At 70.0% G+C, this 21324-nt stretch carries 17 protein-coding genes; 6 read left to right on the forward strand and 11 right to left on the reverse strand.

What is annotated here, in order from left to right; all coding sequences use genetic code 11:
• The first annotated feature begins 58 nt into the window (after window positions 1-58).
• A complete protein-coding gene (locus ACWD3C_RS04220) occupies window positions 59-715 on the forward strand; it encodes an ANTAR domain-containing response regulator (RefSeq protein WP_451139876.1) in 657 nt (218 codons plus the stop codon).
• An 86-nt stretch (window positions 716-801) separates the two neighbouring features.
• On the opposite strand, the gene ACWD3C_RS04225 is transcribed toward ACWD3C_RS04220, so the two are convergent.
• The 9 genes from ACWD3C_RS04225 to ACWD3C_RS04265 all read right to left on the reverse strand — a co-directional run bounded on the left by ACWD3C_RS04225 (window position 802) and on the right by ACWD3C_RS04265 (window position 10837).
• Complete coding sequence (locus tag ACWD3C_RS04225) at window positions 802-1518, reverse strand: ABC transporter ATP-binding protein (RefSeq protein WP_451139878.1); 717 nt, start codon at window positions 1516-1518, stop codon at window positions 802-804.
• A complete protein-coding gene (locus tag ACWD3C_RS04230) occupies window positions 1515-2444 on the reverse strand; it encodes an ABC transporter ATP-binding protein (protein ID WP_451139880.1) in 930 nt (309 codons plus the stop codon). Before ACWD3C_RS04230 ends, ACWD3C_RS04225 begins: the two co-directional genes overlap by 4 nt.
• Before the next feature lies 1 nt (window position 2445).
• The gene (locus ACWD3C_RS04235) at window positions 2446-4272 is read right to left on the reverse strand and encodes a branched-chain amino acid ABC transporter permease (RefSeq protein ID WP_451139882.1); all 1827 of its coding nucleotides are present in this window, start codon (window positions 4270-4272) and stop codon (window positions 2446-2448) included.
• A 5-nt stretch (window positions 4273-4277) separates the two neighbouring features.
• Complete coding sequence (locus ACWD3C_RS04240) at window positions 4278-5210, reverse strand: branched-chain amino acid ABC transporter permease (protein ID WP_451139884.1); 933 nt, start codon at window positions 5208-5210, stop codon at window positions 4278-4280.
• Between the two features lie 106 nt (window positions 5211-5316).
• Window positions 5317-6549, reverse strand: coding sequence for a branched-chain amino acid ABC transporter substrate-binding protein (locus ACWD3C_RS04245; protein WP_451139886.1), 1233 nt, complete (start codon window positions 6547-6549; stop codon window positions 5317-5319).
• A gap of 279 nt (window positions 6550-6828) precedes the next feature.
• The gene (locus ACWD3C_RS04250; RefSeq protein ID WP_451139888.1) at window positions 6829-7497 is read right to left on the reverse strand and encodes a Tat pathway signal sequence domain protein; all 669 of its coding nucleotides are present in this window, start codon (window positions 7495-7497) and stop codon (window positions 6829-6831) included.
• Complete coding sequence (locus ACWD3C_RS04255) at window positions 7494-7898, reverse strand: hypothetical protein (protein WP_451139890.1); 405 nt, start codon at window positions 7896-7898, stop codon at window positions 7494-7496. The genes ACWD3C_RS04250 and ACWD3C_RS04255 overlap by 4 nt, the downstream gene beginning before the upstream one ends.
• A gap of 108 nt (window positions 7899-8006) precedes the next feature.
• Window positions 8007-8495: a PaaI family thioesterase gene (locus ACWD3C_RS04260; RefSeq protein ID WP_451139892.1), complete on the reverse strand. Its 489-nt coding sequence runs from the start codon at window positions 8493-8495 to the stop codon at window positions 8007-8009.
• A 47-nt stretch (window positions 8496-8542) separates the two neighbouring features.
• Window positions 8543-10837 carry an FdhF/YdeP family oxidoreductase gene (locus ACWD3C_RS04265; RefSeq protein WP_451139894.1) on the reverse strand — a complete coding sequence of 765 codons (2295 nt, stop codon included), beginning with the start codon at window positions 10835-10837 and terminating at the stop codon, window positions 8543-8545.
• A gap of 282 nt (window positions 10838-11119) precedes the next feature.
• Between ACWD3C_RS04265 and polA the strand changes: the two genes are divergently transcribed.
• Window positions 11120-13846 carry a DNA polymerase I gene (gene polA / locus ACWD3C_RS04270; RefSeq protein ID WP_451139896.1) on the forward strand — a complete coding sequence of 909 codons (2727 nt, stop codon included), beginning with the start codon at window positions 11120-11122 and terminating at the stop codon, window positions 13844-13846.
• A gap of 357 nt (window positions 13847-14203) precedes the next feature.
• Window positions 14204-14428 carry a hypothetical protein gene (locus ACWD3C_RS04275; RefSeq protein WP_451139898.1) on the forward strand — a complete coding sequence of 75 codons (225 nt, stop codon included), beginning with the start codon at window positions 14204-14206 and terminating at the stop codon, window positions 14426-14428.
• A 60-nt stretch (window positions 14429-14488) separates the two neighbouring features.
• Here ACWD3C_RS04275 and ACWD3C_RS04280 read toward each other — a convergent pair whose 3' ends face one another.
• Entirely contained in the window at window positions 14489-15358 is an 870-nt protein-coding gene (locus ACWD3C_RS04280; RefSeq protein WP_451139900.1) for a DUF4184 family protein, read from the reverse strand.
• A gap of 303 nt (window positions 15359-15661) precedes the next feature.
• On the opposite strand from ACWD3C_RS04280, the gene ACWD3C_RS04285 reads away from it, so the two are divergent.
• The 3 genes from ACWD3C_RS04285 to ACWD3C_RS04295 all read left to right on the forward strand — a co-directional run bounded on the left by ACWD3C_RS04285 (window position 15662) and on the right by ACWD3C_RS04295 (window position 18804).
• Window positions 15662-17482 (forward strand): lytic transglycosylase domain-containing protein, encoded by a 1821-nt coding sequence (locus ACWD3C_RS04285; RefSeq protein WP_451139901.1) that lies wholly within the window; start codon window positions 15662-15664, stop codon window positions 17480-17482.
• A 164-nt stretch (window positions 17483-17646) separates the two neighbouring features.
• The gene (locus tag ACWD3C_RS04290; protein ID WP_451139903.1) at window positions 17647-17781 is read left to right on the forward strand and encodes an SPW_0924 family protein; all 135 of its coding nucleotides are present in this window, start codon (window positions 17647-17649) and stop codon (window positions 17779-17781) included.
• Window positions 17782-17811: 30 nt separating this feature from the next.
• Window positions 17812-18804: a DUF3068 domain-containing protein gene (locus tag ACWD3C_RS04295; protein WP_451139905.1), complete on the forward strand. Its 993-nt coding sequence runs from the start codon at window positions 17812-17814 to the stop codon at window positions 18802-18804.
• Here the strand turns inward: ACWD3C_RS04295 and hrpB are convergent.
• Window positions 18794-21316, reverse strand: a complete 2523-nt coding sequence (hrpB, locus tag ACWD3C_RS04300; protein ID WP_451139907.1) for an ATP-dependent helicase HrpB — start codon at window positions 21314-21316, stop codon at window positions 18794-18796. The two genes, ACWD3C_RS04295 and hrpB, sit on opposite strands and share 11 nt — an antisense overlap.
• Window positions 21317-21324 lie beyond the last annotated feature (8 nt).

Below are 21324 nucleotides of genomic sequence, written 5' to 3' on the forward strand. Positions count from 1 at the left end.
GCCTCTAGGTAGGCTGAACAGGCAGCAGCACCTGCCCTGCCCGTAACAAGGAGCCCCCGTGACCGCCCCCGAGTCGCCCCAGCCCGTAGACGCGCCCGACGACGACAAGTCGCACGTGCCTCCGCTGACGACCCGTGTCGTCATCGCTGAGGACGAGGCGCTGATCCGTCTCGATCTCAGGGAGATGCTCGAAGAAGAGGGCTACTCCGTCGTAGGTGAGGCGGGAGACGGCGAGCAGGCCATCGAGCTCGCCCGTGAGCACCGGCCCGATCTGGTGATCCTCGATGTGAAGATGCCGAAGATGGACGGGATCTCGGCCGCGGAGAAGATCGCGGCGGAGAGCATCGCGCCCGTGCTGATGCTGACGGCCTTCTCGCAGCGTGACCTCGTCGAGCGTGCTCGTGACGCGGGCGCCATGGCCTACCTCGTCAAGCCGTTCAGCAAGAGTGATGTCGTGCCGGCGATCGAGATGGCCGTGTCGCGGTTCACGGAGTTGAAGGAACTGGAGAGGGAGGTCGCGGATCTCAGTCAGCGTCTGGAGACGCGGAAGCTGGTCGACCGGGCGAAGTCGGTTCTTCAGACGGAGTACGGGCTGACCGAGCCGGCGGCGTTCCGGTGGATCCAGAAGACCTCCATGGACCGGCGTATGTCGATGCAGCAGGTCGCTGAGGCGGTCATTCAGGACGCCGAGGAGAAGAAGGCGTCGAAGGGCTGAGCCCGACACACCTGTACGTGACGAGGCCCGCACCCCCTGAAGTCAGGGTGTGCGGGCCTCGTCGTATCCCTGTGGAACTGCGGGGCTCAGTCTTCGCCGAGGTACGCCTTGCGGACCGATTCGTCGTGCAGCAGGTCGGAGCCCGTGCCGGAGAGGACTATCTTGCCGATTTCCATGACGTGGCCGTGGTCGGCGAGTGAGAGGGCGGCCTGGGCGTTCTGTTCGACGAGCAGGATGGTGGTGCCCTGGGATTTGAGTTCGGCGATGGTGGCCATGATCTTCTGCATCATGATCGGGGAGAGGCCCATGGAGGGTTCGTCGAGCATGAGCAGTTTGGGCTGGGACATGAGTGCGCGGCCCATGGCGAGCATTTGCTGTTCGCCGCCGGAGAGGGTTCCCGCGGCTTGCTTCCGTCGTTCCCCGAGTATCGGGAAGAGGTCGTAGGCGCGCTGGATGTCCTTCTCGATGCCGGGTTTGTCGTTGCGGAGGAAGGCGCCGAGTCGGAGGTTGTCCTCGATCGTCATGCGGGGGAAGATGTGGCGCCCTTCGGGGGAGTGGGCGAGTCCCAGCGAGACGATGTTGTGGGCGGGGATTTTCTTCAGCGATTTGCCGTTGAATTTGATCTGGCCGCCGACGGGCTTGAGCAGGCCTGAGAGGGTGCGCAGGGTTGTGGTCTTGCCGGCGCCGTTGGTGCCGATGAGGGTGACGACTTCGCCGGCGTCGACCTTGAAGGAGATGCCTTTGACGGCTTCGATCTTGCCGTAGGCGACTCGGAGGTCTTCGACTTCGAGTAGTGCGGTCATCGGTCGTTCTCCTTGCCGAGCGCGCCGGGGGTGCCGGGCGCGGCGTCTTGCGGGGTGTCGGCGTGTGCTTCGGCGGCTTCGACTTCCGCGATTTCCTCGGCGCCGGGGGAGTCTTCGAAGGGTTCTCCGAGGTAGGCGGCGATGACGCGTTCGTCGCCTTGGACGGTGGCGGGGTCGCCTTCGACGAGTTTTTCGCCTTGGACGAGGACGGAGACGCGGTCGCAGAGGTTGAAGATGAATCGCATGTCGTGCTCGATGACGAGGACGGCGATGCCTTTGTCGCGGATGGCGAAGACGATTTCTTCGGTGGCGCGTGTCTCCTGGGGGTTCATGCCTGCCGTCGGCTCGTCCAGGAGAAGCAGGCCCGGCTCACTCGCCAGTGCTCGTGCGATTTCGAGTTTGCGTTGTTCGCCGTACGGGAGGTTGCGGGCGAGGTGTTCGGCCTTGCTCGCCAGACCCACGAACTCCAGGAGTTCCATGGCGCGTTCGCGGGAGGCTGCTTCGGCTTTGTGGAAGCCGGGGCCGCGCAGGAGTGCGGACCAGAGGCCTTCTTTGGTGCGGGTGTGGCGGCCGACGAGGACGTTTTCCAGGACGGTCATGTTGGCGAACAGGCGGATGTTCTGGAAGGTGCGGGCGATGCCGGCTGCGGTGACCTTGAAGGACTTGGGCGGGAGGATTTTTCCTTTGTAGCGGACTTCTCCTTCGGTGGGGATGTAGAGGCCGGTGAGGCAGTTGAAGAAGGTGGTTTTGCCGGCGCCGTTGGGGCCGATGAGGCCGACGATTTCGCCGCTGTTGACGGTGAGGTCGACGTTGCGTACGGCGGTGAGGCCGCCGAAGCGCATGGTGACGCCGCGTGCGTCGAGGACGGTTTCGCCGGGCGTGGTGGGGCCGGGGGTGGTGTCCTTGGTGGTGGTGTCGGTGGTCATGTCAGGCCCCTGCCTTGCTGAGGACTGTGGGCGCTTCGGCCTCTTCGTGGAATTCGAGCTGGCGGCGTCGGTTGGGGATGAGGCCTTCGGGGCGGAAGCGCATCAGGAGGACGAGTGCGAGGCCGAAGGCGAGGAGTTGGTAGTCGCCGAGGAACTGGAGCTTGGCGGGGATGAGGTAGAGCAGTGCGGCGCCGACGAGGGGTCCGCTGATGGTGCCCATGCCGCCGAGGACGACGGCGGCGAGGAGGAATGCGGAGTTGGGTGGGACGACGTGGGCGAATTGGTACTGCTCGGGGGTCACGGTGTAGGTGACATGGGCTTGGACGGTGCCGGCGAGGCCGGCGAGGGTGGCGCCGAGGGCGAAGGCGATGAGTTTGACGCGGAAGCCGTTGATGCCCATGGCGAGTGCGGCTGTTTCGTCTTCGCGGATGGCGATCCAGGCGCGGCCGATGCGGGAGTCGCTGCTGCGTCGGAAGACGATGACGACGACGAGGGTGATGAGGAGCATCAGCAGGAAGTAGTTGGCGAATCGGGCGATGGTGAACCCGAAGATGCTGTGTTCCTGGCCGAAGTCGAAGCCGAGGATGTTGAGGTTGGGGATTGATGAGATGCCGTTGGAGCCGTTGGTGATGTCGGGGCCGGAGGTGCCGTCCATGTTGAGGACGCCGATGCGGAAGATTTCTCCGAAGCCGAGGGTCACGATGGCGAGGTAGTCGCCGCGCAGTCGCAGGGTGGGGGCGCCGATGAGGACGCCGAAGATCATGGCGACGGCGGCGCCGAGGAGGGCGGAGGCCCAGAACGGCAGGTGGATGTCGAAGGGGGAGGAGGGGGAGCCGGAGACCATGGCCGCGGTGTAGGCGCCGACGCCGAGGAAGGCGACGTATCCGAGGTCGAGGAGGCCGGCGAGGCCGACGACGATGTTGAGGCCGAGGGCGACGGTGGCGAAGATCAGGATGTAGACGCCGATGGTGGCGTAGCGGTCGTCGGACTGGGTGAAGGGGAAGGCGGCGGCTGCGATGAACGCGCCGAGCATGGTCACGTTGCGGTGTTTGGCGGTGAGTGCGGAGATGCGTCGCACGAGTCCGGCCTTGGTGATGGCGGCGAAGCCGAAGCCGGCGGTGATGAGGAAGCCGATGAAGAGTTCGTCGTATGCGGTGCCGATGCCGTAGGTGAAGACGAGGAGGCCGGTGGCGAGTGCGGCGACGATGACGAGGATTTCGGCGTACGCGGGGAGTTTGCGGGCCGGGGTGGGGGTGCCGGAGGCGAGGGAGGCCTTGATGACGGCGATGTTGTGGCGTGTGCGGTGGCGGAGTTGTTCCTGGGGGGTGTCGTCGGGGTCGATCGGGTCTTCGGGGGGCCGGGTGAAGGGCAGGGAGAATGCGCCGAGGAGGGCGGCGAGGGTGGCGATGGCCGCGATCCAGCCGCCGGGTTCGAGGTTGACGATGCCGCCGAGTTGGGCACTGATGGCGATGATCGTGTACCAGGTGGTGGCGAACGCGGCGAATGCGGACAGCTTGATGGCGCTGTCGGCGCCTGTGGGGGTGAGCCAGCGCAGGCCTTTGATGCCGTAGGAGGCGAGGCCGAAGAGGGCGGTGAGGGCGCCGCCGATGAGGACGAGGACCTGGAGGCCGCCGGGGTAGCCGTAGACGGTGAGGTTGCCGGGGAATGCGGCGGTCCATGTCCAGGCGAGGAAGGTGGAGATGACGGTGAGGGCGCCGCCGCCGGTGGCGAGGGCGCGGCCGGTGTTCTCCGGGAGGCCGATGAGGCCCTTGGGGGTGCCGTCGGCGGGGGTGCTGGGGGTCTGGGGTGCTGTGGTGTGTGTGGTCATCGGTGTCACGCCCTGTCCGCGACGCGTTCGCCCAGCAGGCCTTGGGGCCTGAAGAGGAGTACGAGGATGAGGAGTACGAAGGCCCAGACGTTGGCCCAGGACTGGCTGCCGAACTGTTCCATGCCGGGGATGTCGGCGATGTAGGCGGTGGACAGGGCTTCGGCGACGCCGAGGACGAGGCCGCCGAGCATGGCGCCGTAGATGTTGCCGATGCCGCCGAGGACGGCTGCGGTGAAGGCTTTGAGGCCGAGGATGAAGCCCATGCGGAATTGGACCTGGCCGTACTTGAGGCCGTAGGCGACGGCTCCGATGGCGGCGAAGGCGGCGCCGAGGGCGAAGGCGACCACGATGATGCGGTCGGTGTTGATGCCCATGAGTTTGGCGGTGTCGCGGTCCTGGGCGGTGGCCTGCATGCCGCGTCCGGTGCGGGTTTTGAGGACGAAGTAGGCGAGGACGGCCATGCTGATGGGGGCGGCGATGAACAGGAAGATGTCGCCGGTCTGGATGGTGACGTTGCCGATCTCGAAGGGTCCGCCGTCGATCTGGGGGAAGTTGATGGACTGTTTGGCGTCCGGGTACCAGGCCCATACTGCTTGCTGGAGGGCGAGGGAGAGGCCGATGGCGGTGATGAGGGGGGCGAGGCGTGGTGCGCCTCGCAGGGGGCGGTAGGCGAACCTTTCCGCGCCCACGGCGACCGTGGTGGCGACGACGATTGCGCCGGCGAGCATCAGGGGCAGTGCGACCCACAGGGATGTGCCGTCGGGCAGTACGTACAGGTAGACCGTGAGGGCACCGAAGCCTCCGGTCATGAAGATCTCGCCGTGGGCGAAGTTGATGAGCTGGACGATGCCATAGACCATCGTGTAGCCGATGGCGACCAGCCCGTACATGGATCCCAGTAGCAGGCCGTTGACCAGCTGCTGCGGCAGTTCGTTCACCGCATGTCCTCCGAGAGTTCGGATAGTCGAGGGGGGTGGGCGGATGTGAGCCGCGCGGGGCGCCAGTGGTGCGGCGCCCCGCGCGGGTCAGGTGTGCGGGTGTGGGTCAGTCGGTGTAGGTGCCGGACTGCACCGGGGCCCAGACGCCCTTCTCGACGGAGTAGACGGTGAGCTGCTTGTTGGTGGTGTCACCGAATTCGTCGAAGGAGACCTTGCCGGTCACGCCGTCGAAGGAGACGTTCTGGGTGGCCTCGGTGACCTTTTCGCGGGCGTCGCTCGGGAGTTCGCCGTTGTTGTCCTCGACGACCTTCTTGACGGCTTCGATGATGGCCCAGACCGAGTCGTAGGCGTAGCCGCCGTAGGCCTCGAAGGCCTCGTTGTAGCCTTCGGCCTCGTAGTTGGCGATGAACTCCTTGGCGGAGGCGAGTTCTTCGATCGGTGCGCCGACGGAGGTGGAGATGTCGCCTTCGCTGCCGGAGCCGGCGAGCTTGATGTACTCGGGGCTGTAGATGGCGTCGCCGCCGGCGAAGGTGATCTTGGCGCCGGCGTCCTTGATCTGCTTGGCGAGGGGGCCGGCCTGGGGGTATTCGCCGCCGTAGTAGACGGCTTCCGCGCCGGAGTTCTTCACCTTGGTGGCGACGGCGGAGAAGTCCTTGGTCTCGGGGTCGATGTGCTCGGTGCCGACGACTTCGCCGCCGAGCTTCTTGTACTCGTCGGTGAAGGTGCCTGCCAGGCCGGCGCCGTAGGTCTTCTTGTCGTCGATGACGAAGACCTTCTTCTTCTTGGCGTCGTTGAAGATGTACTGGGCGGCGAACGGGCCCTGGATGGCGTCCGTGGTCGCGGTGCGGAAGTACGACTTGTACGGGCGGACCTTGTTGGTCTGCCAGTCGGCGCCCTGGGAGAGGGAGGGGCCGGTGTTGGCGGGCGAGATTTCGACGAGGTTGGCGTCGTCGAAGACCTTCTGCATCGACTCGGCGACGGAGGAGTTCAGGGGGCCGACGACGCCGAGGACTTCCTCGTTGGCGACGAAGCTGGTGGCGTTCTGCTGGCCGGCGGAGGGCTGTGCCTGGTCGTCGAGGGCTTCGATCTCGAAGGTGATGCCTTCGACGTACTCTTCCTTGTTCGCTGTTTTGACGGCGAGGTCGGCGGAGTTCTTGATGCCGAGGCCCAGTGCGGACAGGTCGCCGGTCAGTGGGGCGTCGACGCCGATGACGACGGTGGTGCCACCGCCACCGGCGTCCGAGCTGCCGCCGTCGTCGTCGCGCGAGCCGCAGGCGGTGAGGGTGAGTGCTCCCGCCGCCAGCGCGGCGGTGATGGCGATGAGCGAACGTTGACGCACGAGTCAGTCCTTTCCCTGGCGCGGCCGGGTCCCTGTGGACGAGGCCGAGTCGAGCGCTGGGCCGAAGTGACTTCGAATCCGAGGGCGCGGTGACTGGGCGTGACTCTAAGCGTGTGTGGGGAACGTGGAGGAGTGTCTGGCCAAGGCTGTGACGCTCTTGTTATGACACGACGTTATGCAGAGCGGTACTCAGTGGGTGGATGGGTGGAATTCCAGCCGATTCGTTCCGTCCACATGGTGAGAATCCGCAGGGTGTGTAGTGATGGATTCAGTAGTGTTTCAGGGTTTTGGTGATGGCGTCGTGTCGTTGCCGCACGATGTCCGAAGGGCCTCCGACAGGTCGTGCGCATAGCGTTCGCCGAGGATGAAGCTGTGGTCTTGTATTGCGCGCATATTACGCAGAGTTACATTCAGGAAAGGTAGTCCGGCGTTCCTCGGCGCATGTGCGCAATCCGTCACCTGTGTGGTGATCACGATCTTGTGGGGGAAGCCGACCCGGGTACGGAACGGTGGCCTGGGCGCCGAGGTCAGGGAGATTCCGGCGTACGGCTGGCTGATGCTCACCACGATGACCGTGAGGCCGGACTGCGCCGTGACCTCGACCGCGAAGCTGAAGCTGCCGCTCGGGGAGCCTTCGGGCGGGCGTTTCTTGCCCAGATAGTCGATGTCGACCACCTGGGACGGGTACATGGCGGGCGCCGGCGGTGGCTCCTCGGGGCGGGTGGTGCAGAGATGACCGCCGCCCGCGAGGAGGACGGCGGCCGACACGGACGCGATGACGGCGCGGTGGTGGCGGGCGTAGAACTGTCCCAGGGGGCCGTGCGGGGGCCTGGGGAGGAGCGGGGCGCCGGGTTCGGCGGTGTCCCACGCGCGTGTGCCCTCGCCCGGTTCGGCGGTGTCCCACGCGCGCGTGCCTTCGCCCGGCTCGACGGGACCGATGCCGCTCACTGCCAGGGGCCCTTGCTCGGGCCGCCGTCGCGGTACCAGTCCTCGCAGCCCGCGCGCGCCTCACGGTCGATCAGTCGCTCCGCGGCGGCCGCGCCCGCGCGTCTCCGCTCGGCGCGGGCGGCGTCGACGACGTCCCGGAGGATGTCGTACTGCCCGTTGGACAGGCCCATCGACTGGTAGTCCCCGTAGGTGTCGCCGTCGAGCACCTCCCGTGACCAGTGGGCGACGATTCGCGCGCACAGGTCCTCCGGGGGTGTGGCCGACGGCGACGGCGGGCCGGACACGGCCTGCGTCGTCGTTTCGTCCTCCGGGCCGGACTCCCCGCATCCGGTGGCCAGGCCGCCGGTCAGGAGGACCAGCCCGAGCGCCGCACCCGACCGGAGGGCTCGTCCCGTTCCCATGCCATGACGCTAAGCCGCCGGGTGCGCGGGATCAACGGCGTTGGGGGAACAGGGGGTTGGGGAAGGCGGGCGATCTCCGAGGGTCCGGCGTGCGGGCGGTGGAGTGGATCAGCCGTCGGCGCGGACGCGTGCCGCGTCGCTCGGGTTCACGTCCCGCAGCATGCACGTCAGCCGCGCACTGCACACCCGCTTGCCCTGCTCGTCACTGATCACGATCTCGTACGTCGCCGTCGAGCGCCCCCGGTGCAGCGGTGTGGCCACGCCGGTCACCAGGCCGGACCGTGCGCCCCGGTGGTGCGTGCAGTTGAGGTCGACGCCCACGGCGATCTTGGAGCTGCCTGCATGCAGCATGGAGCCGACCGAGCCGAGGGTCTCGGCGAGGACGGCGGAGGCGCCGCCGTGGAGGAGGCCGTACGGCTGGGTGTTGCCCTCCACGGGCATGGTGCCGACGACGCGGTCGGCCGAGGCCTCCACGATCTGCACGCCCATCCGCGTTCCCAGGTGTCCCGCCGAGAACATGGCGACCAGGTCGACACCGAGCGCCGCGTATTCGTCGATCACCTCTTGCGGGAACTTCACGTGCTGCTGTTCGCCCATGGGGCCCGGCTCCGTTTCGTTGTCGAACACTCTGGCTGAGCAAACGCTCAGTCGGTGGCCGATTGTTCCAGACGGACGACGACGGACTTGCTGGCCGGGGTGTTGCTGGTATCGGCGGTGGCGTCCAGCGGCACCAGGACGTTGGTCTCGGGGTAGTAGGCGGCCGCGCAGCCACGGGCCGTCGGGTAGTGCACGACACGGAAGCCGGGGGCACGGCGCTCGACGCCGTCGTTCCACTCGCTGACCAGGTCGACGTACGAGCCGTCCGCGACCCCGAGCCGCTGCGCGTCCTCGGGGTTGACCAGAACCACCCGGCGGCCGTTCCTGATGCCCCGGTAGCGGTCGTCCAGGCCGTAGATCGTGGTGTTGTACTGGTCGTGCGAGCGCAGGGTCTGCAGGAGGAGCCGGCCCTCGGGCAGCTTGGGGAACTCGACCGGCGCGGCCGTGAAGTTGGCCTTGCCGGTGGCCGTGGGGAAGCGGCGCTCGTCGCGGGGGGCGTGGGGCAGGGCGAAGCCGCCGGGGTCGGCCACGCGCGCGTTGAAGTCGTCGAAACCGGGGACCACGCGCGCGATGCGGTCGCGGATCGTCGCGTAGTCCTTCTCGAACTCCTCCCAGGGGACCGTGCTGTCGGTGCCGAGTACACGGCGGGCCAGGCGGCACACGATGGCCGGCTCGGACAGCAGGTGCTCGCTCGCGGGCTCCAGGCGTCCGCGTGAGGCGTGCACCATGCCCATGGAGTCCTCGACGGTCACGAACTGCGCTGTGCTTTTCCCATGCGGGCCGACCTGAAGATCGCGCTCCGTGCGGCCGAGGGTGGGCAGGATCAGGGCACGCGCGCCCGTGACCGCGTGGGAGCGGTTCAGCTTCGTCGACACGTGCACCGTGAGGCGGGCCCGGCGCATGGCCGCCTCGGTGACCTCCGTGTCGGGGGACGCCGACACGAAGTTGCCGCCCATCGCGAAGAACACCTTCGCCTTGTCGTCGCGCATGGCGCGGATGGCCCGTACGACGTCGTAGCCGTGCTCGCGCGGCGGCGCGAAGCCGAACTCCCTCTCCAGGGCGTCCAGGAACTCCGGGGCGGGCCGCTCGAAGATGCCCATCGTGCGGTCGCCCTGCACGTTCGAGTGACCGCGCACCGGGCACACGCCCGCGCCCGGGCGGCCGATGTTGCCGCGCAGGAGCAGGAAGTTGACCACCTCGCGGATGGTCGGGACGGAGTGCTTGTGCTGGGTCAGACCCATGGCCCAGCAGACGATCGTGCGCTTCGAGGCGAGGACCATCCGGAGGGCCTCTTCGACCTCGGACCGTTCGAGGCCGGTCGCGGTGAGCGTCTCGTCCCAGTCGGCGGCCCGCGCGGCCGCGGCGAACTCCTCGTAGCCGTGGGTGTGCTCGCGGACGAACTCCTCGTCGACCGCGCCCTCGGTCTGAAGGATCAGCTTGTTGAGGAGGCGGAAGAGAGCCTGGTCGCCGCCGATGCGGATCTGCAGGAACAAGTCGGTGAGGGCGGCGCCCTTGAGCATGCCCTGCGGGGTCTGCGGGTTCTTGAAGCGCTCCATGCCCGCCTCGGGCAGGGGGTTGACCGTGATGATCCGCGCCCCGTTCGCCTTCGCTTTCTCCAGGGCGGCGAGCATCCTCGGGTGGTTCGTGCCCGGGTTCTGGCCCGCGACGATGATCAGGTCCGCCTTGTAGAGGTCGTCGAGCAGGACGCTGCCCTTGCCGACGCCGAGGGTCTCGGAGAGCGCCGACCCCGACGACTCGTGGCACATGTTGGAGCAGTCCGGCAGGTTGTTCGTGCCGAACTCGCGGGCGAACAGCTGGTAGAGGAAGGCGGCCTCGTTGCTCGTCCGCCCTGAGGTGTAGAAGAGGGCCTCGTCGGGGGAGCCCAGCGCGTGCAGTTCCTCGGCGACGATGTCGAAGGCCCGCTCCCAGGAGACGGGTTCGTAGCGCTCGGCGCCCTCCGCCAGATACATGGGGTGCGTGAGCCGGCCCTGCTGGCCCAGCCAGTACCCGCTGCGGGTCGCGAGGTCGGCCACCGTGTGGGCGGCGAAGAACTCCGGGGTGACCCGGCGCAGCGTGGCCTCCTCGGCGACCGCCTTCGCGCCGTTCTCGCAGAACTCCGCGGTGTGCCGGTGCTCCGGCTCCGGCCAGGCGCAGCCCGGGCAGTCGAAGCCGTCCTTCTGGTTGACGCGCAGCAGCGTCAGCGCCGTCCGCTTCACGCCCATCTGCTGCTGGGCGATGCGCAGCGTGTGGCCGATCGCGGGCAGCCCGGCCGCCGCGTGCTTCGGTCCGGCGACCTGCGGCGCGTCCTGAACCGGATCACCCTTGGGCGGCTTGCTGGCCATGTCGGCACCCCTATCGCGTACGCACCTGAAGTACGTCTCCGATCCTCGCATGCGGTGGTGACAACGATCACCCCCGTGCGGACGGGCGGTCGATCCGGCCGGACGAGCGGTCAGGGCACGCGCGAGGCGGTCGGTTCGCGCGAGGTGATCGGTTCTCGTGGGGTGGTCGGTTCGGCGTGGGGCCGAGGAATAGCCGGCCGGACCGCGTGGGGTGCGGCGCCGCGAGGGGTTGTGGGCGGCGGGCGGGGCCGACTGTCAGTGGCTCGTGGCAGGATCGGGGGCGTGGCAGAGACAGCATCGAAGAAGACCGACAAGAACCCCGGCGGCAGCCGTCCGCGGCTGATGCTCATGGACGGGCACTCGCTGGCGTACCGCGCGTTCTTCGCGCTGCCCGCGGAGAATTTCACAACCGCGACGGGCCAGCCGACGAACGCGATCTACGGCTTCGCGTCGATGCTGGCGAACACGCTGCGTGACGAGGCGCCCACGCACTTCGCGGTCGCGTTCGACGTGTCCCGCAAGACGTGGCGCTCCGAGGAGTTCACGGAGTACAAGGCGAACCGTTCGAAGACCCCGGACGAGTTCAAGGGCCAGGTCGAGCTGATCGGCGAGCTCCTCGACGCGATGCACGCGGTGCGCTTCGCTGTCGACGGCTTCGAGGCGGACGACATCATCGCCACGCTCGCCACCCGGGCCGAGGCCGAGGGCTTCGAGGTCCTCATCGTCACCGGCGACCGCGACAACTTCCAGCTGGTCACCGAGAACACGACGGTGCTGTACCCGACGAAGGGCGTCTCGGAGCTGACCCGGTTCACTCCGGAGAAGGTCGTCGAGAAGTACGGGTTGACGCCCTCCCAGTACCCCGACTTCGCGGCCCTGCGCGGCGACCCGTCCGACAACCTGCCGGGCATCCCCGGGGTCGGCGAGAAGACCGCCGCGAAGTGGATCAACCAGTTCGGTTCGTTCGCGGACCTCGTCGAGCGCGTCGACGAGGTCAAGGGCAAGGCCGGGCAGAACCTCCGCGACCACCTGGAGGCGGTGAAGCTCAACCGCCGGCTCACGGAGATGGTGCGCACCGTCGAACTGCCCAAGGCCGTCGCCGACCTGGAGCGCGCCCCGTACGACCGCAAGGCCGTCGCGATGGTCCTGGACACCCTGGAGATCCGCAACCCGTCCCTGCGCGAGCGGCTGCTGGCCGTGGACCCCGGGGCGGAGGAGACCGACGCGGTACCGGTCGCCGACGCGGGCGTGAAACTGGACGGCACGGTGCTCGGCTCGGGCGAGCTCGCGCCGTGGCTCGCCGAGCACGGCCAGGCGGTCCTCGGTGTCGCCACGGTCGACTCCTGGACGCTCGGCGCGGGCGCGGTGGCCGAGGTCGCCCTCGCCGCGGCCGGGGGAGCGGCTGCCTGGTTCGACCCGACGCAGCTCGACGAGGCCGACGAGACCGCGTGGGCGGCCTGGCTCGCCGACGCGTCCAAGCCGAAGGTGTTCCACAACGCCAAGGGCGCCATGCGGGTCTGCGCTGAGCACGGCTGGAGCATCGAGGGCGTCACCATGGACACCGCCCTCGCCGCGTACCTGGTCAAGCCGGGCCGCCGCTCCTTCGACCTGGACGCGCTCTCCCTGGAGTACCTCGGCCGGGAGCTGGCCCCCGCCGCCGAGGCCGACGGACAGCTCGCCTTCGGCGCGGACGAGGGTGCCGAGGCCGAGGCGCTCATGGTGCAGGCCCGCACGATCCTCGACCTGGGCGAGGCCTTCGGGGGGCGGCTGAAGGAGGTCGGCGCGGCGGACCTCCTGCGCGACATGGAGCTGCCCACCTCCGCGCTCCTGGCCCGCATGGAGCGGCACGGCATCGCGGCGGACAGGGCGCACCTGGAAGCCATGGAGCAGATGTTCGCGGGCGCCGTGCAGCAGGCCGTGAAGGAGGCGCACGCGGCGGCCGGGCACGAGTTCAACCTCGGCTCGCCCAAGCAGCTCCAGGAAGTCCTCTTCGGCGAACTGGGCCTGCCCAGGACGAAGAAGACGAAGACGGGCTACACGACGGACGCCGACGCCCTCGCCTGGCTGGCCGGTCAGACCGACAACGAACTGCCGGTCATCATGCTCCGCCACCGCGAGCAGGCGAAGCTGCGCGTCACGGTCGAAGGCCTCATCAAGACGATCGCGGCGGACGGCCGCATCCACACGACCTTCAACCAGACCGTCGCCGCCACCGGCCGGCTGTCCTCGGTGGACCCCAACCTCCAGAACATCCCCGTCCGCACGGACGAGGGCAGGGCGATCCGCCGCGGGTTCGTGGTGGGCGAGGGCTTCGAGTCCCTGATGACGGCCGACTACAGCCAGATCGAGCTCCGCGTGATGGCCCACCTCTCGGAGGACGAGGGACTCCTCGAAGCGTTCACCTCCGGCGAGGACCTGCACACCACGGTCGCCTCCCAGGTGTTCTCGGTGGAGCGGTCCGCGGTCGACGCGGAGATGCGCCGCAAGATCAAGGCGATGTCCTACGGCCTGGCCTACGGCCTGTCGGCCTTCGGCCTCTCCGGGCAGCTGAACATCGACGCGGGCGAGGCCCGTGCCCTGATGGACACGTACTTCGAGCGCTTCGGAGGCGTACGGGACTATCTGCGCCGCGTGGTCGACGAGGCCCGGGCGACGGGCTACACGGAAACGCTGTTCGGCCGCCGCCGGTATCTCCCCGACCTGAACAGCGACAACCGCCAGCGCCGCGAGATGGCCGAACGCATGGCCCTGAACGCCCCCATCCAGGGCACGGCCGCCGACATCGTCAAGATCGCCATGCTGAACGTCGACCGGGCCCTGCGCGAGGCCGGACTCACCTCCCGCATCCTCCTCCAGGTCCACGACGAAATCGTCCTGGAGATCGCCCCCGGCGAGCGCGCCACCGCCGAGGAACTCGTCCGCAGGGAGATGGCGAACGCCGTCCACCTGAGGGCACCCCTGGATGTCTCGGTCGGCGACGGCCCCGACTGGGAGTCGGCAGCGCATTAGCCTCCGGCTGGGGCCGAGCATGGGTGGGCTCCTGGCCGCCGGGCGGTTGGTTCGGTTCGGGCTGGCGCGGCCGCACAGCAGCCCGTGCCGCTCGGCCTGACGGCCCCGGCCGAGCGGCACGGTCCGGGGGCTCCTCCGCCGGGCCCGAACCGAACCGCTGTGGCGGCAAGGCAAGCAACCACCGTGGCGCCAGCCACGCCGTGCCGAACCGACTCACCCCCCTTGGTGCAGCCCGGAGCAGGGCGTGGCCGCCGACGGGTGACGGGCCCCTCCGAGCCCCGAGGCCTCCGGAGGGGCGTCACCCGCGTGGCCCCCGCAGGCGCGCCCCCGGTATGCGGATGGCGTAAGGATGCGGGCATGGGCATACGCACGCTCCGCCGCCGTACGGCGACAGTCGCCGACACCCTCGTCTCGGCCGTTTCGGCCCTGTCGGCGCTGTTCAGACGGGTACCGGTGTGCGCGGCCGACGCCAGCACGCCCCGTATCCCCGCCGACACCGCCCTCCGCCGATCCCCGCGAGACCTCGGCCACCCCGACGAGGGGTACGCCTCGGCCTTCTCACGAACAACGGCACGTTTCTGAGTTCCCACCTGAGCTCCAGCTCCGAGCTCCCAAGGGCCGCCGCGGCCCTCACCCGCGAGGTCAGCGAGAGACCGGCTCCGCCGTCTCCACCGCGGGCACCCGCACAGGCCGCCACATCCTGACCCCCGCCGCGTACAGCAGCAGCCCGGGCACCAGCCCCGCGCCCGCCCCGAAGCACAGCGTCGGAATCACCTCGTACGGCTTCGCCACATCGCCCCAGTACTCCCACCAGCGCGTCACCCGCCGCACCGCGGCCACCAGCGCGCAGCCCCCGATCACGGCCGCCGCCACCCACCGGTCCGCCACGGACAGCACGGGCACACCCATGGGTTCCCCCGAGGGCTGCCGACGCAGGGCGCGCGCCACGAAGACGGCGATGACGACCGCCGCCACCGCCGAACCGCCGTACTGCAGATACCAGTACAGCGGCGAGCCGGCGATCTCCCGGCCCAGGACCGGGAACACCTGCATCCCCCACCGGTCGAGATGCGTGAACGCGTCCCACACGACATGCGTCAGCGCGCCGAGCACGGCGGAGACGTACCACCAAAGGACCGGAGCAGGACGTAAACGCTTGCGCAAACGATTACGCCCGCCTCCGCCGCCCCTCCCTCCGTCCCCGCACCGCACCAGCGCCGCCACCCGCCCCTGCCGCCCGGGTGGCAGCAGCGCCACCAGCGGCTCGCGCAGCACCAGCCACAGACCCACCAGGGCCCAGGCGACGAGGACGTCGAGGGTGAAGACGCCGGTGAAGGAGTGGGTGAACTCGCCGAACTCCATGGCCTCCGGCAGCACGCTCGCCGCGTAATAGGTCATGTCGGGCGCGAAAGAACCGGCGACGAGCACCGCGGGTACCAGGGGGCCGCGTCCGGTCCCGTCGCCGCGTATGGCGGGCAGGACGGCGGCCGCGTGGCTGAGAGTGAAGGGCAAGTCGTTCCCCCGCGACGGGCGTTGGCCGGGAGGTCGGGCCCCGGCGATCACGTCCGCCAGTATGCGCGAGGCATCACCACGTCCCCCCAGGGCACCCGCTCCGGGAAATCCACAGGAAATACAGATGTGGCCAACCTGGATGAAAACGGGCATGAACGGGTGTCTTGGCGACGGAAGTTGTCGTAGGGTCACCTGGGTCACCGTGCTGGGGAGCACGACCGAGCATCCGGGAAGCACCGGGACAGCAGGAGACGGCACCGCGGGCAAGAACGAAGGCGGTCGTCCACGGGAGGGGTTCACTCAATGGCGGCGCAGTTCGGCAGGAGGCTCCGCAAGGGGGCGGCGAACACCACGGTGGCCGCGATCGCGGTCGCGGCCCTGGCCGCGTCCCAGGCTCCAGGAGTGACCACCGACGGCTCCGGCAGACAGACCACCGGCTCCCCCTCTCCCGACGCGACCCCGCACGCCGACGACGACACGGCGACCGGCAACTCGCGCTACTACACGGACCTTCCGCCCCTCGACAGCCCCACCTCGGCCCCGGACGGCGGTGACACATCGGTCGTCACGGGCGAGGCCGAGCGTGGCATACCCGCGACCGTCCTCGACGCCTACAAGAAGGCCGAGGCGGCCCTGCGCGCGGCCAAGCCGGGCTGCAACCTGCCCTGGCAACTGCTCGCCGCGATCGGCAAGGTCGAGTCCGGCCAGGCCCGCGGCGGCCGCGTCGACGCCGACGGCACGACGACCTCGCCGATCCTCGGCCCGGTCCTCAACGGCGTCGGCTTCGCGAACATCAGCGACACCGACAACGGCGCGTACGACGGCGACACCGCGTACGACCGCGCGGTCGGCCCCATGCAGTTCATTCCGTCCACCTGGGAGTGGGCGGGCCGCGACGGCAACGGCGACGGCCAGAAGAACCCCAACAACATCTACGACGCCGCCCTCGCCGCCGGCCACTACCTGTGCCGGTTCAGCTGGGACATGTCGGACGACGCGGACCTCCGCCGCGCGATCCTCAGCTACAACAACTCGACGGAATACCTGAACACGGTCCTGTCGTGGCTGGAGTACTACCGCAAGGGCACCCACGAGGTCCCGGACGGCACGGGCACGCTGCCTCAGAACCCGAGCGACAACAACTCCGGGGCGCGCACCAGCCCGAGCCCGTCGCCGCGCGACCAGGAGACGTCGAAGCCGAGCCCCAGCCCCGACAAGCAGCCGGGCGGCGGCGACAAGCAGCCGGGCGGCGGCGGTTCCGGCAGCTCGAGCCCCAGCCCGACTCCGCCGTCACAGTCGCCGACCCCGCCGTCGCCGACCCCGCCGTCACCGACCCCACCGTCACCGACCCCACCGTCACCGACCCCGCCGTCCGGGACGCCGACCACCCCCACCGACACGGTGCACCACATCGAGGACGCGGGCACCGCCGGGCTCAGCGCGATGGCCGGCGACACCTTCGGCGAGCGGATCTCCGTCCGCACCGAGACCCAGGCCGGCAAGGCCGTGCCGAAGGTCCGCGTCCGCTTCACCATCATCGGCGACACGGACGCCACCTTCGACGGCGGCGAGAGTGTCGCCACGACCGTCACCAACGCCGCCGGCACGGCCACGGCGCCCGCGCTGGTGGCGGGCGAGCAGACCGGTGAGTTCACCGTCCGTGTCACCGTCGTGGGCCGCGCGGTGACCGGCCTCGACTACACCGCGACCGTCACCGCCCGCCAGGCCGACACCCTCGTCCGCACCACCGACACCGCGCTCACCTGCGTGCCGGGCGGCGAGTTCGCCGAGCAGGTCGAGGTGAAGGCCACGTACAAGGACGAGGCCGCCGACGGAGTCGCCGCCACCGCGACACTCATCAAGTCGGCCGACGACCCGACCGAGAACGGCATCGAGAACGACAATGGCCCGTACTTCAAGGACGCCGACGGCGAAACCGTCCGCACCCTCACGGGCCTCACGACGGACGCGGACGGTCTGCTGAAGCTCCCGAAGCTGTATGCGGACGACACGACCGGCACGTTCCTGCTCCGCGTCAACACGGCGGGCGGTGCGACGCTCACCGTCGAACTGACGGTGGAGGCGGCCCCGTCGGAGTCGCCGTCCCCGACGCCGTCGGCGTAAACACTCACGCAAACGCTTACGCGGCCGTGGCGCCCCTCCACCCCGGAGGGGCGCCGCTGTTGTGTGCGCGACGTGTTCTCATCTCACCCGGTCGTTGCTACGGTGCCCCAGCCCTGACGCTCCATCAGCTCACGTACCCCACGCACTTCACGGGGGAGGCCCGCATGCGTGCACTCGTCGCCGCCGCGACCGGACTCGCCGTCGCGCTCGTCCTGGTGTTCACCCTCACGGCGATCGGCACACCGGCCGGTGAGACGTCACCGAAGCCGCTGCTCACGACGGTGCCCGCGCACCCGTAACGCTCCGGACGCCCCGGGAGGGAGGCCGAGATGCGCCGCAAGGCCAGCCTGATCCTGCTCGCCCTCGCCGTGTTCTTCGCGGCACTGTCCCCGATGCTGCGCTGGTACGCCTTCCCGCGCCTGGCCAAGATCCCCGCGCACCAGTACCAGGACATGGTCCTGGAGGCGCAGGACGCCACCCTCCTCGACTACGGCACCATGAAGGCGAGGACGGTCCCGAAGGTCACCATCGTGCAGACGCTCAAGGGCAACGTGGAGGCCTCCGAGAAGATCGAGAAGACCGCCGGCCGGGACGTGGTCGTCTGGGACGGCCTGTCGTACGTCCAGGGGCCCGACGGCGAGATGGTCTCCCAGATCCCCGAGCGGTACATCTTCGACGCCCACACCCAGGAACCCGTCCACGCCACGGGCGAGATGGTGGACGGCGACCCCGTCCGCCGCGAGGGCCTGGAGTTCAAGTGGCCCTTCCTGACGGAGAAGCGGGACTACGAGTACTTCGACGCCCAGGCCCGCGTCACCGCCCCCATCCACTACAAGGGCACCCAGGACTTCCACGGCCTGGAGGTCTACTACTTCGAGCAGACCATCCCCTGGACCAAGGTTCCGTTCCCCAAGACCCTGCCCGTCGAGGGCATCACCCCGGAGTCGATCGCGGAGACCGGCACGACCCGCTGGTACTCCACCGTCCGCAAGTTCTGGGTGGAACCCCTCACCGGTGCCCCCGTGTACGGCGAGGAGATCCACAAGGAGGAACTCCGCGGCGGCACGCTCCTGGGCGGCCGCGACAAGGTGACGGCCTTCGCCGGGCACGTGAAGATGCGCGAGGACTACATCGAGTCCACGGTGGACCTGGTCAAGTCCAACCGCTTCCTGGTCCTCCTGATGACCTCGTACCTCCCCTGGAGCTTCCTGACCCTCGGCACCCTTCTGCTGGCCCTCTCCCTCTACCTGGAGGCCCGCAGCCGCCGCCCCGGCGAACCCGAGGCCAGCCGGTCCCCGGAGCCGCAGCCGGTCAACGCCTGAGCCGCGCGTTCGTGTGCCGGGTCGGCTCGGCGGTCGCGGGGTCCTCGGGCCACGGATGCCTGGGATAGCGTCCGCGCAGCTCCGCCCGTACGGCCTTGTACCCATCCTTCCAGAAGGAGGCGAGATCGGCGGTGACGGCGGCGGGCCGCCCGGCCGGGGACAGCAGATGCACGAGCACGGGAACCCCCGCCAGGGCCGGCGACTCCTGAAGCCCGAACATCTCCTGCAACTTCACCGCGAGCACGGGCTGTTCGGGATCGGAGTAGTCGATCCGGATTCTGGACCCGCTCGGCACCTCGATCCGCTCGGGCGCGAGCTCCTCCAGCCGTACGGCATCTCCCGTGGCCCACGGCAACAGCCGCCCCAACGCCTCTCCGGCATCGATCCGCGCGAGATCCGCCCGCCGCCGGGCACGGCTCAACTCCGGCTCCAACCAGTCGTCCACGCGCGCGTGGAGAGCGTCGTCACGCACGTCGGGCCAGGGAGCGCCGAGACGCAGATGAAGGAAGGCGAGGCGCTGCCGCAGCCGTTCGGCGTCCTGCGACCACCGCAGCAGCCCGAGCCCTTCCACCCGCAGCCCTTCGACAAGCGCCTCCCGTACGAGTACGGGGTCGGCGTCCTGCAACGGCCGCACCGCCAACTCCACGGCCCCGAGCCGCTCGACCCGCCGCGCCACGACGTCCCCGTCACCCCAGCGCACCTCGTCCCCTTCGCTGTACAGCGCCCCGGCCGCCTCCCGAGCCTCCTCCTCCCCGATGACAGCCCCGAGCCGCACGCGCGCGTGCCCCGCGCCGACGGGCCTGTCGGCCACGGCGACAGCGAGCCAGGGCGCACCGCCCAGCCCCGACCCCGCCCCGGCCTCGGCCCGGGTCCCGGACACCATGAGATACGAGCCGCCGTGCGCCCTGGCCACCCGCTCGGGGAACGCGAGCGCGGCCACGAGCCCGACGACCTGGTCGTCCCCCAGGTGGGAAGAACCCGGCCGGGAAGAACCCGGCGCCGAAGGAGCCGACACGGATCGCAGCCGCCGTACTTCCGCCCGCCAGCGAGCCGCGTAGGCGTCACCCCCGCGTCCGCGCCGGGCGGACCTCAGGGCCCCGGCCAGGTCGTCGCCGTACTCCCTCGGCGGCTCCTCGCTCAGCAGGGCGACGGCCTCCGCCGCGCGGTCGGGGCCGATCAGCGGCGTCGCGTCCAGGAGGGCGCGCGCGAGGCGGGGGTGCAGGCCCAGGCGTGACATCCGTACGCCCCGTTCCGTGGCCCGGCCCGCCGCGTCCACCGCGCCGATCGCCGACAGGACGTCCCGCGCCGCCGCCATCGCCCCGCCCGGCGGCGGGTCCAGCAGGGCCAGCCCGGAGGCGCCGGGATCGCCCCAGCAGGCCGCCTGGAGGGCGAACGGCGTCAGGTCCGCCAGCAGGATCTCCGGCGCGGGGAAGCGCGGGAGGCGGGCGTCCTCGGCCTCGGGCCAGCAGCGGTAGACGGCTCCCGGAGCCTCACGTCCGGCGCGCCCGGCCCGTTGGCGCCCGGACGCGCGGGAGGCCCGTACGGTCGTCAGGGCGCTCAGCCCGCGCGCGTGGTCGACGCGGGGCTCACGGGCCAGGCCGGAGTCCACCACGACCCGCACTCCGGGCACCGTCAGGGACGACTCGGCCACCGACGTCGCGAGGACCACCCGGCGCCGTGTACCCGGGGACAGCACCGCGTCCTGGACCGCCGCCGGCGCCCGCCCGTGCACCTGGAGCACCTCGACGTCATCCAGGTCGCCCAGGTGCCCCGCCACGCGCGCGATCTCGCCGACCCCGGGGAGGAAACACAGGACGTCGCCCTCCCGCTCCGACAGCGCGCGCCGCACCACCGACGCCACGTGTGTCAAAAGCGCCGGGTCCACCCGCATCCCGTGCGGCGGCCGTACGGGACGTACCGGCGGCGCCCACACCACCTCGACCGGGTACGCGACACCCTCCGCCTCGACCACCGGGGCGTCGCCGAGCAGCCGCGCCCAGCCCTCCGCGTCGGTGGTCGCCGAGGCCGCCACGAGACGCAGCTCGGGGCGCAGCGCGGCACGTACGTCCAGCAGGAAGGCCGCGACGGTGTCCGCGTCCAGGTGCCGCTCGTGGCACTCGTCGAGCACGACCGCGTCGACACCGGCCAGCTCCTGGTCCCGCTGGAGCCGTTGCAGCAGGACACCGGTCGTCACGACCTCCACGCGCGCGTGCCGCCCCACCACACGCTCACCGCGCACGGTGTAGCCGACGCTCTCGCCGACCTTCTCCCCGAGCAGCCACGCCATCCGCCGCGCGGCGGCCCGGGCGGCGATGCGCCGCGGCTCGGCGACCACGACACGCCGTACGGGCCCCGCGCCGACCAGCCCGGCCAGCGCGAGGGGCACCAGCGTCGTCTTGCCCGTCCCCGGCGGTGCGCACAGCACCGCCGCCCCGTGCTCCTCCAGGGCACCTCGCAGCGCGGGTACGGCGGAACGGACGGGCAGCCGGTCGAGAGCGTCGGTACGGATCACGCCCCCAG

It is taken from the genome of Streptomyces sp. NPDC002845, from assembly GCF_053591955.1.